Origin of the sequence: Streptomyces sp. MA5143a (assembly GCF_900290235.1) — a bacterium.
Taxonomy (GTDB): Bacteria; Actinomycetota; Actinomycetes; order Streptomycetales; family Streptomycetaceae; genus Streptomyces.
Genome location: NZ_OLMK01000047.1, coordinates 95,684 through 110,069, shown reverse-complemented (window position 1 = coordinate 110,069; position 14,386 = coordinate 95,684). Strand labels below are relative to the sequence as shown.

At 69.1% G+C, this 14,386-nt stretch carries 13 protein-coding genes and 2 riboswitches; of the genes, 10 read left to right on the top strand and 3 right to left on the bottom strand.

The window, feature by feature from the left end:
* Nucleotides 1-7: 7 nt before the first annotated feature.
* Both gcvH and gcvT read right to left on the bottom strand, forming a co-directional pair.
* Nucleotides 8-385 (bottom strand): glycine cleavage system protein GcvH, encoded by a 378-nt coding sequence (gene gcvH, locus SMA5143A_RS22360; protein WP_107464655.1) that lies wholly within the window; start codon nt 383-385, stop codon nt 8-10.
* A 167-nt stretch (nt 386-552) separates the two neighbouring features.
* Nucleotides 553-1,677 carry a glycine cleavage system aminomethyltransferase GcvT gene (gcvT, locus tag SMA5143A_RS22355; RefSeq protein ID WP_107464654.1) on the bottom strand — a complete coding sequence of 375 codons (1,125 nt, stop codon included), beginning with the start codon at nt 1,675-1,677 and terminating at the stop codon, nt 553-555.
* 71 nt (nt 1,678-1,748) lie between these two features.
* Nucleotides 1,749-1,872, bottom strand: a riboswitch (glycine riboswitch).
* Nucleotides 1,873-1,970, bottom strand: a riboswitch (glycine riboswitch).
* Between the two features lie 244 nt (nt 1,971-2,214).
* Between gcvT and SMA5143A_RS22350 the strand changes: the two genes are divergently transcribed.
* The 3 genes from SMA5143A_RS22350 to SMA5143A_RS22340 all read left to right on the top strand — a co-directional run bounded on the left by SMA5143A_RS22350 (nt 2,215) and on the right by SMA5143A_RS22340 (nt 4,796).
* Nucleotides 2,215-2,889 (top strand): AAA family ATPase, encoded by a 675-nt coding sequence (locus tag SMA5143A_RS22350; protein ID WP_181361971.1) that lies wholly within the window; start codon nt 2,215-2,217, stop codon nt 2,887-2,889.
* Between the two features lie 148 nt (nt 2,890-3,037).
* A complete protein-coding gene (locus SMA5143A_RS22345) occupies nt 3,038-3,814 on the top strand; it encodes an enhanced serine sensitivity protein SseB (RefSeq protein WP_107464652.1) in 777 nt (258 codons plus the stop codon).
* A 193-nt stretch (nt 3,815-4,007) separates the two neighbouring features.
* The gene (locus tag SMA5143A_RS22340; protein WP_055715097.1) at nt 4,008-4,796 is read left to right on the top strand and encodes an enhanced serine sensitivity protein SseB C-terminal domain-containing protein; all 789 of its coding nucleotides are present in this window, start codon (nt 4,008-4,010) and stop codon (nt 4,794-4,796) included.
* A 229-nt stretch (nt 4,797-5,025) separates the two neighbouring features.
* Here the strand turns inward: SMA5143A_RS22340 and SMA5143A_RS22335 are convergent, their stop codons facing one another.
* On the bottom strand, nt 5,026-5,532 hold the full coding sequence (locus SMA5143A_RS22335; protein WP_107464651.1) for a hypothetical protein: 507 nt from the start codon (nt 5,530-5,532) through the stop codon (nt 5,026-5,028).
* Between the two features lie 621 nt (nt 5,533-6,153).
* Here SMA5143A_RS22335 and SMA5143A_RS22330 point away from each other — a divergent pair.
* The 7 genes from SMA5143A_RS22330 to SMA5143A_RS22300 all read left to right on the top strand — a co-directional run bounded on the left by SMA5143A_RS22330 (nt 6,154) and on the right by SMA5143A_RS22300 (nt 14,291).
* Complete coding sequence (locus tag SMA5143A_RS22330; protein ID WP_107464650.1) at nt 6,154-7,155, top strand: ABC transporter permease; 1,002 nt, start codon at nt 6,154-6,156, stop codon at nt 7,153-7,155.
* A gap of 104 nt (nt 7,156-7,259) precedes the next feature.
* A complete protein-coding gene (locus SMA5143A_RS22325) occupies nt 7,260-9,029 on the top strand; it encodes an ABC transporter substrate-binding protein (RefSeq protein WP_107464649.1) in 1,770 nt (589 codons plus the stop codon).
* Between the two features lie 125 nt (nt 9,030-9,154).
* Nucleotides 9,155-10,156, top strand: a complete 1,002-nt coding sequence (locus SMA5143A_RS22320; RefSeq protein WP_107464648.1) for an ABC transporter permease — start codon at nt 9,155-9,157, stop codon at nt 10,154-10,156.
* Nucleotides 10,153-11,250 carry an ABC transporter ATP-binding protein gene (locus SMA5143A_RS22315; protein WP_107464647.1) on the top strand — a complete coding sequence of 366 codons (1,098 nt, stop codon included), beginning with the start codon at nt 10,153-10,155 and terminating at the stop codon, nt 11,248-11,250. Before SMA5143A_RS22320 ends, SMA5143A_RS22315 begins: the two co-directional genes overlap by 4 nt.
* A gap of 23 nt (nt 11,251-11,273) precedes the next feature.
* A complete protein-coding gene (locus SMA5143A_RS22310; protein WP_258193670.1) occupies nt 11,274-12,587 on the top strand; it encodes an ABC transporter ATP-binding protein in 1,314 nt (437 codons plus the stop codon).
* Nucleotides 12,588-12,658: 71 nt separating this feature from the next.
* A complete protein-coding gene (locus tag SMA5143A_RS22305) occupies nt 12,659-13,318 on the top strand; it encodes a trimeric intracellular cation channel family protein (RefSeq protein ID WP_107464685.1) in 660 nt (219 codons plus the stop codon).
* 118 nt (nt 13,319-13,436) lie between these two features.
* Nucleotides 13,437-14,291: a thioesterase family protein gene (locus SMA5143A_RS22300; RefSeq protein ID WP_107464645.1), complete on the top strand. Its 855-nt coding sequence runs from the start codon at nt 13,437-13,439 to the stop codon at nt 14,289-14,291.
* Nucleotides 14,292-14,386 lie beyond the last annotated feature (95 nt).

Here is a 14,386-nt window from a genome sequence, read left to right as displayed (position 1 = left end):
CGACCTCTCAGCCGGCGATGAAGGCGGTGTACTCGTCGGCGGAGAGCAGGTCGCCCGGCTCGTCCGTGACCCGGACCTTGAACAGCCAGCCACCCTCGAAGGGGGCCGTGTTCACCAGCGACGGATCGTTCACCACGTCCTCGTTGACCTCGGTGATCTCACCGCTCACCGGGGAGTACAGGTCGCTGACGGACTTCGTCGACTCCAGCTCGCCGCAGGACTCGCCCGCGGTCACCGTGGAGCCCACCTCGGGAAGCTGGGTGTAGACGACATCGCCGAGCGCGTTGGCCGCGTGCTCCGTGATGCCCACCGTCGAGACGCCGTCCTCGGCGGCCGACAGCCACTCGTGCTCCTTGCTGTAGCGCAGCTGCTGGGGGTTGCTCATGGCCTGAATTCTCCTGTACGCGGGGGAGTGGTGATGAATGAGGGACTGCTGAAACCGCTGTTGAACAGGGCGGATGTGCCCTTTGTCACGCTCGGGTGCGCTGCCGTGCCGTTGCGCACGACCACGCCATGCCGCTTCTGAACGACGGTGAGCCGACTACGACGGTGTCACTTGGACCGCTTGTAGAACGGCAGCGCCACGACCTCGAACGGCTCGTGGCTGCCGCGGATGTCCACAGCGACCCCGGTGGTGCCCGGGGCGGCGTACCTGGCGTCGACGTACGCCATCGCGATCGGCTTGCCCAGGGTGGGGGAGGGAGCGCCGGAGGTGACCTCACCGATCACCTTGCCCTCGGCGACCACGGGGTAGCCGGCGCGGGGGACCCGGCGGCCCTCCGCGATCAGGCCGACGAGGACCGGCGGCTCGTGGTGGGCGTTCTCGGCGGCCTCGCGCAGGGCCGCGCGGCCCACGAAGTCGCCCTCCTTCTCGAACTTCACCACCCGGCCGAGCCCGGCGTCGAACGGCGTCAGTTCGGTGGTCAGCTCGTGCCCGTACAGCGGCATGCCCGCCTCCAGGCGCAGCGTGTCCCGGCAGGACAGCCCGCACGGCACCAGGCCGACGCCCTCGCCCGCCTCGGTCAGCGCCTGCCACAGCTCCACGGCGTGCTCCGGCTTCACGAACAGCTCGAAGCCGTCCTCGCCGGTGTACCCGGTGCGCGCGATCAGGGCCGGGACGCCGGCGACCTTGCCGGGCAGGCCCGCGTAGTACTTCAGGCCGTCGAGGTCGGCGTCGGTGAGCGCCTTCACGATGCCGGGCGACTCGGGGCCCTGGACCGCGAGCAGCGCGTACGCGTCGCGGTCGTCCCTGACCTCGGCGTCGAACCCGGCCGCGCGCTCCACCAGCGCGTCCAGCACCACCTGGGCGTTGGAGGCGTTCGCGACGACCAGGTACTCGGTGTCCGCGAGGCGGTAGACGATCAGGTCGTCGAGGATGCCGCCGTCCTCGCGGCAGATCATGGTGTAGCGGGCGCGGCCCGTCTTCACGCCGCCGATGTTCCCGACGAGGGCGTGGTCGAGGAGCGCGGCCGCCTGGGGGCCGGTGACGGTGATCTCGCCCATGTGGGAGAGGTCGAACAGCCCGGCCCGGGTCCGTACGGCGTGGTGCTCGTCGCGTTCGGAGCCGTAGCGCAGGGGCATGTCCCAGCCCGCGAAATCGGTCATCGTCGCGCCGAGCGAGCGATGCAGGGCATCGAGCGCGGTCCGGCGCGGTCCGGGGGTGGGGCTACTGCTCATCGGATGTGCTCCCAGGGCGATGGGGTCCCTCCCACGCGAGCGAAGCCGAGCGTGGGAGAAGGCGAGGACGTTCCTCCCCATCTGTCATCGGAACCTGAGAGGTTCACCTCGACCGTACGTTCTGATGACGTACCGGTGGTCGCGGTTTGCACCTTGGGTGGAGCCACTGGGCAGCGGCTCGCTTTTCAGATGTGCCTCGCCCGCGCGGTATCTGGGCCTGAGAGATTCAAGGGAGGGACTTGCTCCTTCGGCGCCCCAGCGAAGACTGCTGGGAGCTCTCCCGCGCGGATTCAAGCGGCCGGTATGCAGTTGGCGCGCACATCATTGCACGCATCGGCGCGCCACGGCAGGGGGAGGTTCCGGGGCGGGGGAGGTGCCGGGCCGGGCGTCCGGCCCCGGGCGGCGCTCGAATTCGGAGGACAGACACAGCGGTCCGTTGCACTCTTGTGGCAATACGAGGACTGAATCAGGAGCGATCGGGCATTACCTTCTCTTTACAGTCTGTGGGGATGGGTCTCCCGACCCCTGGGGAGGACGATCACGGTGAACAGGACCACGGCGTACGCGACGACCTCGGGCCTCGCCCTGCCCGAGCAGCCCGCCGGCCCGGCCGCCGCGGCCTGCGGCCCCTTCCCGAGGGCGGTCGTCCGCGACCTCAGGGAGCGCTCCGGACGCAGCCCGCGCGTGCTGTCGTTCGCGCCGTTCGACCTCGTGGTCGTCACCGGGCTCCCCGGCAGCGGAAAGTCGACCCTGATGCGGCGCACGGTGCCGGGACAGCGGATCGACTCCCAGGACACGCGTGACCGCTTCGACGCGCGCCTGGCGCGCGTCCTGCCGTACGCCGTGTACCGCCCGTTCGTGCGCCTCGCGCACTACGCCGGGCTGCGGCGAGCGCTGCGCTCCGGTGAGGGCGTCGTCGTGCACGACTGCGGAACCCAGGCGTGGGTGCGGCGCTGGCTCGCCCGGGAGGCCGTCCGCAGGGGCGGCACCCTCCATCTGCTGCTGCTCGACGTCACCCCCGGCGAGGCGCGGGACGGACAGCGGGAGCGGGGGCGCGGGGTGTCGCGGTACGCCTTCGCCCGGCACCGGGGGGCGATGACCCGGCTGCTGCGGTCCGTGGAGGAGGGGCGCCTGCCGGAGGGCTGCGGTTCGGCGGTGCTGATCGACCGGGCCGCGGCGGACGCGCTGAACCGGATCGGCTTCGACGGCTGAGGACCGGCCTTCGACGGCTGCGGGCGGGCTGCCCGCAGGGGCGGGGCGGGGCCGTCGTCGAGGGCGGCCGCCGGGCCGTCCCCTTTGTCGGCGGCTGGCATTAAGGTGCAGGGACAACAGCATCACGGAGTAAAGCGGTAGGCGGCAGATGGACTTCCCGGCGGACTTCCCGGCACAGGCACACCCCCATGGACACGGTGGGTGGCCCGGCAATGAGCTGGAGGAGGTGCTCTCCGCCTCCCTCGGGGTGCCGGGGGCCGGCCCGCGCATCGTCGAGGTGCTGGCCCGCAGCTTCGTGTGGGTGCCGCTGCCCGAGGGCGGCGGACGGCACAGCCGCGAGCTGGATCTGCCGACGATGGAGCTGGGCGGCCAGGTGTACGTGCCGGTGTTCAGCTCCGAGGAGCAGTTCCGCCAGGTCGTCGGCAACCACATGTCGTTCACGATCGCCCCGGCCGTCGAGTTCGCCCGCGGGCTGCCCCCGCAGGCCGGCCTCGCCCTGAACCCGGACGGTGTCGTGGGCATCCCGCTGCCGCCGCCCGCCGTGGCCGAGCTGTGCCGGGCCGCCCGGACCCCGCTGGACGGGTCGGCGAGCGGCGCCCGGGTCCGCCTGTTCGAACCGGACTGGCAGGACGACCCGGTGGATTTCCTCGCCGCGGCCTCCGCCGAGTTCGCCGCGACCGGCGTCGTCCTCAGCGCCCGCCGCTGCCTCGCCACCATCGAGACCGCCGACCCCGTCATGTTCATCGGCGTCGACCTGGTCTCCTGGGAGGCGGACCGCACCCTCCCCCTGGACGCCCTCGGCCGCGCCCTCGGCGCACAGCGGGTGGCCTGGCCGGTCAACATGGTCTTCCTCGACGTGGCGCAGGACCCGGTGGGCGACTGGCTCCGCGAGAAGGTCCGCCCCTTCTACCAACAGGGCTACTGACACCGGGCCCCGCCAGGGCGCGGGGCGGCGGCGTCGACGGCTCCGCCGCGGGGCGCGACCAGCCACGACGACACCGGGACCCACGACGCACAGCAAGCCCCGAGCCCTGACCGGCTCGACCCGCACACCACCTAAGCTGGTTTTCCACAACCAGCATCCGACACCACCAGCTCCAAACCGAAGGGCGGCTGACGTGAGCGCGAGCGGCACGGCGACCGGGCAGGTCGAGCACATGCTGCGCCAGGTGACGCCGGGGCGTTACGACGCCTACGAGGCGTTGCTGCGTGCCCTCGCGACCCCCGCCACCGGCCAGGTCTGGATGCTCCTGTGGCACGGCCAGGCCGGCTCCCCCGACGCCCAGTACGGGAACATGGAGGTGGACGGGTTCAACTACGCGCCCTGCGTCACCTCCGCCCAGGAGCTCTCCGCCAGCGGCTGGAACCGCAGTTACGAGGTCGTCGACGGCCTCGACGTGGCCCGCACGCTCTACCCCGACCACTACGGACTCTGGCTCAACCCGCACGCACCGGGCGGCGGCGTCGGCATTCCCTGGCTGGATCTGCGCCGGATCGCGACGGGCCTGGAGCGGCAGCCCGCGGGCCCGCTGCGGCTGTCCGAGCCGGGCATCGAGATCCCGCAGTTCTACGCCCTGCTCACGCAGAACGCCCACCGCACCCCGGCCGTGCGCTCGCTGCGCCGCGCCTGGGTGCAGCCCTCGCTCGGCGCGCCCTACCTGGCGATCGGCCTCGACGTGTACGACACCTCGCCGCCCGCCGTCGACTCGGTGCGCGCGATGATGCAGCAGTCCATCGGCGCCGTCCCGGACGGACTGCCCGTCTCCACGGTCGCCATGTCCGACGAGTACGACCCGGTCGCGATGTGGCTGCGGGCGGCCGCCCGCCCGTTCTACGACCGGGAGGCCCACGGCGCCCCGGCCCAGGCCCCGGCCGCCGGCGGCTACGGCTACCCGGGCGGCTACTGACCCGGGCGGCTGCTGACCCGGTACGGCGGGAGCCCCCGGCCCCCGTGCGCGCAACGACGGAGCCCCTGGCTCCGGAAGGACTCGTCAGAGAGCCTTCCGGAGCCAGGGGCTCCTCGGCGTCGTTCTCACCCCCGTGCACGAGAACGATGTTCGGGACGATTTTTCCGTGCGCTTTTCCCCCGTTTTTCAGCGCGCTCGGAATTTACGCCCGGAGTTCACTGCCCAGACTTTACGGCTTCGGCTTGCACCCGCTCGAACTCTTGGTCTGGCATTCGGAGTAGAAGGGGTAGGCGACGATGGCGTTCATGAGCCCGTAGTTCTTGACGACCACCGTCGTGCAGCCGGGTCCGTAGCGCTCCTTGCGGATGTTGAATCGCTGGAACTTCACCTTCGGTGTGACGAAGCCGTAGTGCTTGCCCTTGACCACCATCTGGTTGGTGACCTTGACCCCCTTGGAGGTCTTCTTGGTGACCGAGTAGTCCGTGCGACCCTCGATCTTGGCGACGCCCCACGACACGGACGCGGTGGCGCCGACGCTCCAGGTGGTCGCGCGGGACGTGGTCGTGGTCATGGTGTAGTTGAGCTTCGCCTTGGACTTGCTGGAGTTGTACCGGCCGGCCGTGGGCGCGATGGGCTTGTACGTGGGTGAGCCGAACTTCTCCACAGAGTAGAAGTAGCCCGTCCCGCAGTCCTGCGCGTCCGCGGTTCCGGCGAAGGCGGTGCCCTGGGTGGTCATTATCGTGCCCGCGAGGAGCGCGGTCGCGGCAAATGCCGAACCGACGCTACGGCGCATGGTGTTATTCATTTTTCCCCGTTTCCCCTGTACGTGGGGCCCCCGTTGTTTTTGTTCGGTGGGTGGCCCCGCTCGTCGAGAAGAACGTATGGAGGGAATTCCGGACTGTCAACGGACCGAACTTCTTTGCTTTCGGAGAACCTCAAGAAAGGCTCAACGGGGAAATTGTGACGGTCTGACGGTCCGGGTGATTTGCTCCCTCTGTCGCGATGTCGCAAAGGGGTGAATGGGAAAAAGAGGGCGCCGTGCGGGGCTCCTGGTTCCTGTGTGATCCCCGTCACATCGAATGTCTCGCGAGTCGAAGTTCGGCCCTGTTGTGGGCTGGTATGAGCCTTTCGTTCCAAGTGTGCGCCGTTCGGCAGCAGTTGACCCGTGTCCGCATAGCGGGGCTCGGAGGCGGCATCACGTTTAGGCATCCATTCACCGTCAGGTCTGGTCAGGGCTCGACGAACCGTTGAAGACTCGCCCACCAGGGGCTTTCGGTCCCTGTCTATAAGGGAGATTGAAGCCGCCACAGCGGCAAGTGCGGGCCGGTCACCGCCGGTTGAGAGGGGTCCCTGCCACATGACGGCGCCATTGCACGACACGACCGCGGAGGCGGTTCCGGCCGCGCCCGCCGATCCGGCCGGGCCGGCGGGGAAGAAGGTCGAGGGGCGGTCCCTCAAGCAGATCGCATGGAACCGTCTCAAGCAGGACAAGGTCGCTCTGGCGGGCGGCGTCACGGTGCTCGTCCTGGCCCTGGTCGCGATCTTCGCCCCCCTGATCGTCTCCCTGCTGGGCCACCCGCCGAACGAGTTCCACCAGGAGGAGCTGGACCCGTTGACCAACCTGCCGCAGGGTGCCTGGGGCGGGGTGAGCGGCGACTTCCTCTTCGGTGTCGAACCCAACAAGGGTCGAGACGTGTTCAGTCGGATCGTCTACGGCGCGCGTATCTCGCTCCTCGTGGCCTTCCTCGCGGCTGTGGTGGCAGTGGTGCTGGGCACGCTCTTCGGCATCATCGCCGGCTACTTCGGCGGCTGGGTCGACGCGTTGATCAGCCGCACCATGGACGTGCTCCTCGCCTTCCCCCAGCTGCTCTTCATCATCTCCCTGGTCTCGGTCCTTCCGGACGACCTGCTGGGGCTGACCGGGTCCGGGGTGCGTATCGCCGTACTCGTCCTGGTCATCGGGTTCTTCGGGTGGCCCTATGTCGGGCGCATCGTGCGCGGCCAGACCCTGAGTCTGCGCGAGCGGGAGTACATCGAGGCCGCTCGCAGCCTCGGCGGTGGCAGGCGCCACATCCTCTTCAGGGAACTGCTGCCGAACCTGGTGGCGCCCATCCTCGTCTACGCGACGCTGATGATCCCCACCAACATCCTCACCGAGGCGGCGCTCAGCTTCCTCGGGGCGGGAGTGCGTCCGCCGACGGCCTCATGGGGCGGCATGCTGCGCGACGCCCTCGCGACCTACGAGCACGACCCGATGTTCATGGTGTTCCCCGGTGTCACCATCTTCATCGCCGTACTCGCCTTCAACCTCTTCGGGGACGGGCTGCGTGACGCCCTGGACCCCAAAGGCACCCGATAAGTCCCGAACGGGCACCGCACTCACCCCTGACTGACCGTCAGGTGGCACATCCCAAGGTATTCCGGCTCTGGTCCGGGACCGCGAATCTCGGAGGTTCCAAGACAATGCCCACGGTTTCTTCGAAGCGACGGCTCGCTGCCGGCGCGGCCCTCGTTGTCGCGGCGCTGATGACCACCACGGCGTGCGGTGGCGGCAACGGCGACGGTGACGAGGAAGGCCAGGGCGCCGGCTACAACGCCGCTCTCGGCAAGGTCGTCAACGCGTCCACCAAGAAGGGCGGGACGCTCAAGTTCATAGGCAAGCAGGACTTCGACTCCCTTGACCCGCAGCGGACGTACTACGGCATGACCTGGGACTTCATGCGCTTCTTCACGCGTACCCTGGTCACCTACGACACGAAGCCGGGCGACGCGTCCAACAAGCTGGTCGGCGACCTGGCGACGGGTCCGGGCGAGGTGTCGGCCGACGGCAAGACGTACACGTACAAGCTGCGCGACGGCCTGACGTGGGAGGACGGCTCCGCGCTGACCTCCAAGGACATCAAGTACGGCATCGAGCGGATCTGGGCCACCGACGTCATCACCGGTGGGCCGGCGTACCTCAAGCAGACCCTCGACCCCAAGGGCGAGTACCCCGGTCCGTACAAGGACAAGTCCAAGGACAAGCTGGGCCTCAAGGCCATCGAGACGCCGGACGACAAGACCATCGTCTTCAAGCTGCCCAAGGCCAACGGTGACTTCGAGCAGTTCCTGGCCATGCCCACGGGTGCCCCGGTGAAGCAGAGCGAGGACACGGGTGCCAAGTACACCAACAAGCCCTTCTCCTCCGGCCCTTACCAGGTCCAGTCGTACAAGGCGGGCAAGGAGCTGACCCTCGTCCGCAACAAGAACTGGAAGAAGGAGTCGGACCCGATCCGCCCGGCCCTTCCGGACAAGATCACCGTGACGATCTCCGCCAACCTGGAGGAGAACGACAAGCGGCTGATGGAGGGCGACTACGACCTCGACGTCAACGGCACGGGCATGACCCAGTCCGGCCGTGTCAGCGCCATCCAGGACCACAAGGCGAACGTCGACAACATCCAGACGTCCTTCGTCCGCTACGTCGCCCTCGTGCACACCGCGAAGCCGTTCGACAACGTCCACTGCCGCAAGGCCGTCTTCTACGCCACCAACTTCGCGGGCCTGCAGCAGACCCGTGGCGGCAAGATCGCCGGTGGCGACATCGCCAACTCGGTCTTCCCGAAGGCCATCCCGGGCTACACCGACTACGACCCGTACGGTGTCCTCGCTCGCAAGGGCAAGCCGGACCTCGCCAAGGCCAAGGCCGAACTCAAGGAATGCGGCCAGCCGAACGGCTTCTCCACCAAGATCTCCGCGCGTACCAACCAGCCGAGCGAGGTCGACGCGGCCGAGGCCCTGCAGGAGCAGCTGGCCAAGGTCGGCATCAAGATCGACGTCGACCCGATCGACGGCGCTCAGTCCTCCAGCATCACCGGTTCCCCGAAGGTCGTGAAGGAGCGCGGTTACGGCCTGACGATGGCCGGCTGGGGCCCCGACTTCCCGACCGGTCAGGGCTACGCGCAGCCTCTGTTCGACAGCCGTTTCATCTTCGAGAACGGCAACTACAACGAGTCCCAGATCAAGGACCCGGAGATCGACAAGCTCTTCGACAAGGCGATCGCGTCGACCGACCCGGCCGAGGCCACCGCTGACTACGAGCAGCTGAACAAGCGCCTGCTCGACAACGCCGACTGGATGCCCTTCATCTACGAGAAGAACATCTCGTGGCGCAGCCCGCGGCTGACCAACGTGTATTCGTCCGCCGCGTACAACGGCCGCTACGACTACGTCATGCTCGGTGTCGTGAAGTAGCAGCCCACCACGTCGCCGACCGACCCTTGCCGCCGAATCCCGCCAGTCCGAAGGGCAGGTGAGGGCCCTGAGCGGTGGCCCGGACCTCTCACGAGGAGGTCCGGGCCACCGCAGGGCCGTACACAGTGCTTGCTTATCTCATCCGGCGTCTGACCGCCGTTGCCGTTCTGGTGCTGGTCGTACTGCTCGCGACCTTCACCGTGTTCTACATGCTGCCCAGATGGGCGGGACAGGACATCGCCGTCCTCTTCGCCGGCAAGGCGACAGGTGCCGAGCAGGTCGAGGGCATCCGCACCAAGCTGGGCCTCGACGATCCCCTTCTCGCGCAGTTCTGGGAGTTCATCAAGGGCATCCCGCTGGGGCGGGACTACGCCAACGGTGACGACGTCACCCACTGCCCGGCCCCCTGCTTCGGCTACTCCTTCGTCACGGAGGAGCCGGTGTGGAACACCCTCAAGGACGCTCTGCCCGTCACCGGCGCGCTCGCCCTCGGCGCCTGCGTCCTCTGGCTGGCCGGCGGAGTCGCGACCGGTGTGATCTCCGCACTGAAGCGGGGCTCCGTGTGGGACCGGGCCGCGATGATCGCCGCGCTCGGCGGTGTCTCCCTGCCGATCTTCTTCACCGGCATGGTCGCGATGGGCATCTTCGTGCACAGCCTGGGGATGGTGCGCATCGAGGACAACCTCAGCACCGATGACCCCATCGGCGTGTGGTTCGAGACCTTGATCCTCCCGTGGATCGTGCTCGCCCTGCTGAACGCGGCGATGTACGCACGCCTCACCCGGGCCACCATGCTGGAGGTGCTCGGCGAGGACTACATCCGTACCGCGCGGGCCAAGGGGCTCGGTGAGCGGGTGGTCATCACCCGGCACGCGTTGCGCTCGGCGATGACCCCGATCCTTACCGTCTTCGGTCTGGACATCGGCGTGCTGCTCGGCGGCGCGGTCCTCACCGAGTCGACCTTCAACCTGCCCGGCCTCGGACTCGCCGCGGTGCAGGCCATCAGCAGCAAGGACCTGCCGGTCATTCTCGGCGTGACGTTGTTCGCCGCTCTGGCGATCGCCGTGGCCAACCTCCTGGTGGACCTTCTGTACGCAGTCATAGACCCGCGAGTGAGGCTGGGATGACAGACCTGGACAAGACGGGAGCGGCCGTGGGGGAACCCGTGGCCGGTTCTCCGGCACCGACCGCCTTCCTGGAGGTGCGGGACCTGCGGGTGCACTTCCCGACCGACGACGGCCTGGTCAAGTCCGTCGACGGGCTCAGTTTCCAGCTGGAGAAGGGCAAGACCCTCGGCATCGTGGGCGAGTCCGGCTCGGGCAAGTCGGTCACCTCGCTCGGCATCATGGGCCTGCACACAGCGGGGCAGTACGGCAAGCGGAAGGCGCAGATCTCCGGTGAGGTCTGGCTGGACGGCACCGAACTTCTCTCCGCGGCTCCCGAGCACGTACGCAAGTTGCGCGGCCGGCAGATGGCGATGATCTTCCAGGACCCGTTGTCGGCGCTGCATCCGTACTACACGATCGGCACGCAGATCGTGGAGGCGTACCGCGTCCACCACGACGTGGACAAGAAGACCGCCAGGCGCCGCGCCGTGGAGATGCTCGACCGTGTCGGCATTCCCCAGCCGGACAAGCGGGTGGACAACTACCCGCACGAGTTCTCCGGTGGTATGCGCCAGCGGGCGATGATCGCCATGTCCCTGGTCAACAATCCCGAACTGCTCATCGCGGACGAGCCCACCACCGCCCTGGACGTCACCGTCCAGGCGCAGATCCTCGACCTCATCCGCGACCTGCAGAAGGAGTTCGGGTCCGCGGTCATCGTCATCACGCACGACCTGGGCGTCGTCGCCGAACTCGCCGACGACCTCCTCGTGATGTACGGCGGCCGCTGCGTCGAGCGGGGCCCGGCCGAGAAGGTGTTCTACGAGCCCCGGCACCCCTACACCTGGGGTCTGCTCGGCTCGATGCCGCGCCTGGACCGGGACCAGCAGGAGCGGCTCATCCCCGTCAAGGGCTCTCCGCCGTCCCTCATCAACCTTCCGCCGGGATGCGCCTTCCATCCGCGCTGCCAGTACGCGGATGTGCCCAAGGGCAACATCACCCGTGAGGTCCGCCCCGAGCTGGCCGAGGTCGGCAGTCAGCACTGGGCTGCCTGCCACCTGCCCCAGGAGCAGCGGCAGCGTATCTGGACCGAAGAGATTGCGCCGAAGCTGTGAGCGAGACATCCAAGGACGCGGCCGTGACCATTCCTCGTCAGAGCGGGGACGCGGCACCTGCCGCGACCCGCGTCAAGGACGTCGCCCCCGGCGAGGTCCTGTTGAAGGTGACCGGGCTCCAGAAGCACTTCCCGATTCGCAAGGGCCTCTTCAAACGACAGGTCAGTGCCGTACGGGCCGTCGACGGCATCGACTTCGAGGTCCGGGCCGGTGAGACCCTGGGCGTCGTGGGCGAGTCCGGCTGCGGCAAGTCGACCATGGGCCGTCTGATCACCCGACTGCTCGAACCCACGGCGGGGACCATCGAGTTCGAAGGGAGGGACATCACGCACCTCGGTGCCGCCGGTATGCGGCCACTGCGCCGGGACGTGCAGATGATCTTCCAGGACCCGTACTCCTCGCTGAACCCCCGTCACACGATCGGCACCATCGTGGGGGCTCCGTTCCGCCTCCAGGGAGTGACGCCCGAGGGCGGGATCAAGAAGGAGGTCCAGCGCCTGCTGGCGGTGGTCGGGCTCAATCCCGAGCACTACAACCGCTACCCGCACGAGTTCTCCGGCGGTCAGCGCCAGCGCATCGGCATCGCCCGCGCCCTCGCCCTCAAGCCCCGTATGGTCGTGGCCGACGAGCCGGTCTCCGCGCTCGACGTGTCCATCCAGGCGCAGGTCGTCAACCTCATGGACGACCTCCAGGACGAGCTGGGCCTCACGTACGTGATCATCGCGCACGACCTCTCCGTCGTCCGCCATGTCTCGGACCGCATCGCGGTGATGTACCTCGGCAAGATCGTCGAGCTCGCCGACCGGGACGCGCTGTACGCCTCGCCGATGCACCCGTACACCAAGGCCCTGCTGTCGGCGGTGCCGATCCCGGACCCCAGGCGGCGCGGCGCCAAGAGCGAGCGCATCCTGCTCAAGGGCGATGTGCCCTCGCCGATCGCGCCGCCGAGCGGCTGCCGCTTCCACACCCGGTGCTGGAAGGCCACGGAGGTCTGCCGGACCACCGAGCCGCCGCTCGCCGAGCTGAGGCCGGGCCAGCGGGTCGCCTGCCACCACCCGGAGAACTTCGACGACCAGCAGCCCCAGGACGTCGTCCTGCTGGCCGCCGCCAAGGAGGCGGGCGAACTGGTGCCGGACGAGGTACTGGCCCAGTCGGCGGAGACGTCGGCGGCGGTCGCGGCGGAGGTGGACGCCGCGATCGGCGCGGAGGCCATGGAGGCCGCGGAGGCCATGGAGGCCATGGAGGCCGCGGAGGCCGCGGAGGCCACGGAGAAGGCCGAGGCTCCGGCCGAGGGGCCCGCCGAGACCGAGGTCGCCAAGGAGACCGACGACAAGTAACAAGTAAGACCAGAGCGAGCCCCTGCCTTGCAATGTAAGGCGGGGGCTCGTTGTTGCGTCACAATATGGGGGTGCTCCAGCAACTGTTCACCCCGTCCGTCCAGCATGCGCTCGATCTGATCGGCATCTTCGTCTTCGCGATCTCCGGCGCGCTGCTGGCCGTGCGCAAGAACTTCGACGTCTTCGGCATCGCCGTCCTCGCCGAGGTCACCGCGCTCGGCGGGGGTCTCTTCCGGGACCTGGTCATCGGAGCCGTGCCACCGGCCGCCTTCACCGACCTCGGCTACTTCATCACCCCGCTGTTCGCCGCCCTGCTGGTGTTCTTCCTCCACCCGGAGGTCGAGCGCATCCAGAACGGCGTGAACGTCTTCGACGCGGCCGGCCTCGGCCTGTTCTGTGTCACCGGCACGACGAAGGCGTACGAGTACGGGCTGGGGCTCACGGCCTCGGCGGCCCTCGGCCTCGCCACGGCGGTCGGCGGCGGTGTGCTGCGGGACGTGCTCGCCAACGAGGTGCCCTCGCTGCTGCGCTGGGACCGCGATCTGTACGCGGTGCCCGCGATGGTCGGCGCCTGCCTGGTCGTCCTCTGCATCCGCTACGACGCGCTCAACCCCTTCACCTCGGCCTTCGCGGCGGCCGTCGCCTTCGCGCTCAGGCTGCTGGCGATGCGGTACCACTGGCGGGCGCCGCGCGCGTGGAACCGACGCTCGGCGGCGGTGGAGGAGGGCTGAGCGTGCCGTCGCCGTCATCGCCGTCGTCGCTGTCGGTTCTGTCGGTTTTGTTGTCGGTTCTGTGCGTCCCGCCGGGTAAAAGCTACCGCTTAGTAATGAGCTGTTGTACGGTTCACCCATGCCCGAAGCAGCTTCCGTACAGGCGACCGTCGGCGACAGCGAGTTCGACCGGGACACCGCGGTCACCCGGCGGGAATTCGGCGTCTACGACGCGCACCTCTCCGCCGGCTGGACGATCATCAGCGCCGTCAACGGCGGCTACCTGCTGGCCATGCTGGGCCGCGCCCTCGCGGACACCCTCCCGCACGCCGACCCGTTCACGATCTCCGCGCACTACCTGACCGCCTCCCGGCCCGGCCCCGCCGTCATCCGCACGGACGTCGTCCGCACCGGCCGGACCCTGTCGACCGGCCAGGCGTCCCTCCTCCAGTACGACGACGAGGGCCGCGAGGTCGAGCGGATCCGCGTCCTCGCCTCCTACGGCGACCTCGGCTCCCTCCCGGACGACGTCCGGACGACGGCGAAGCCGCCCGCGATCCCGCCGATCGAGCAGTGCTTCGGCCCCGACGACGCGCCCGCACCGGTCCCCGGCAGCTCCGCCATCACCGACCGGCTGTTCCTCAAGCTGGACCCGTCGACCCTCGGCTGGGCCCTCGGCGTACCGTCGGGGAACGGTGAGATGCGCGCCTGGTTCGGACTCGCCGACGGCCGTGACCCGGACCCCCTCTCGCTGCTCCTCGCGGTGGACGCGCTGCCGCCGACCGCCTTCGAGCTGGGCATCTCCGGGTGGGTCCCGACGGTCGAGCTGACCGTGCACGTGCGGTGCCGTCCGGCGCCCGGACCGCTGCGGGTCTCCCTCACCACCCGCAACCTCGCCGGCGGCTTCCTGGAGGAGGACGCCGAGGTCTGGGACAGCGCCGACCGCCTGGTCGCGCAGTCACGGCAGCTGGCCCGCGCGCGGCTCACGGGCTGAGCGCGCGGTCCACGGGCTGAGCGCGCGGCCGGTCGGGGGGCCGGCCGCGCGCGAAGTGCCGGGCTCCCTCGGGGGCTTTCTCCGGTGCGGCCGCG

Coding starts and splice junctions, on each gene's coding strand:
- gcvH (WP_107464655.1), bottom strand. CDS start 385: ATGAGCAACCCCCAGCAGCTGCGCTACAGCAAGGAGCACGAGTGGCTG.
- gcvT (WP_107464654.1), bottom strand. CDS start 1,677: ATGAGCAGTAGCCCCACCCCCGGACCGCGCCGGACCGCGCTCGATGCC.
- SMA5143A_RS22345 (WP_107464652.1), top strand. CDS start 3,038: ATGGACTTCCCGGCGGACTTCCCGGCACAGGCACACCCCCATGGACAC.
- SMA5143A_RS22335 (WP_107464651.1), bottom strand. CDS start 5,532: ATGACCACCCAGGGCACCGCCTTCGCCGGAACCGCGGACGCGCAGGAC.
- SMA5143A_RS22330 (WP_107464650.1), top strand. CDS start 6,154: ATGACGGCGCCATTGCACGACACGACCGCGGAGGCGGTTCCGGCCGCG.
- SMA5143A_RS22325 (WP_107464649.1), top strand. CDS start 7,260: ATGCCCACGGTTTCTTCGAAGCGACGGCTCGCTGCCGGCGCGGCCCTC.
- SMA5143A_RS22315 (WP_107464647.1), top strand. CDS start 10,153: ATGACAGACCTGGACAAGACGGGAGCGGCCGTGGGGGAACCCGTGGCC.
- SMA5143A_RS22300 (WP_107464645.1), top strand. CDS start 13,437: ATGCCCGAAGCAGCTTCCGTACAGGCGACCGTCGGCGACAGCGAGTTC.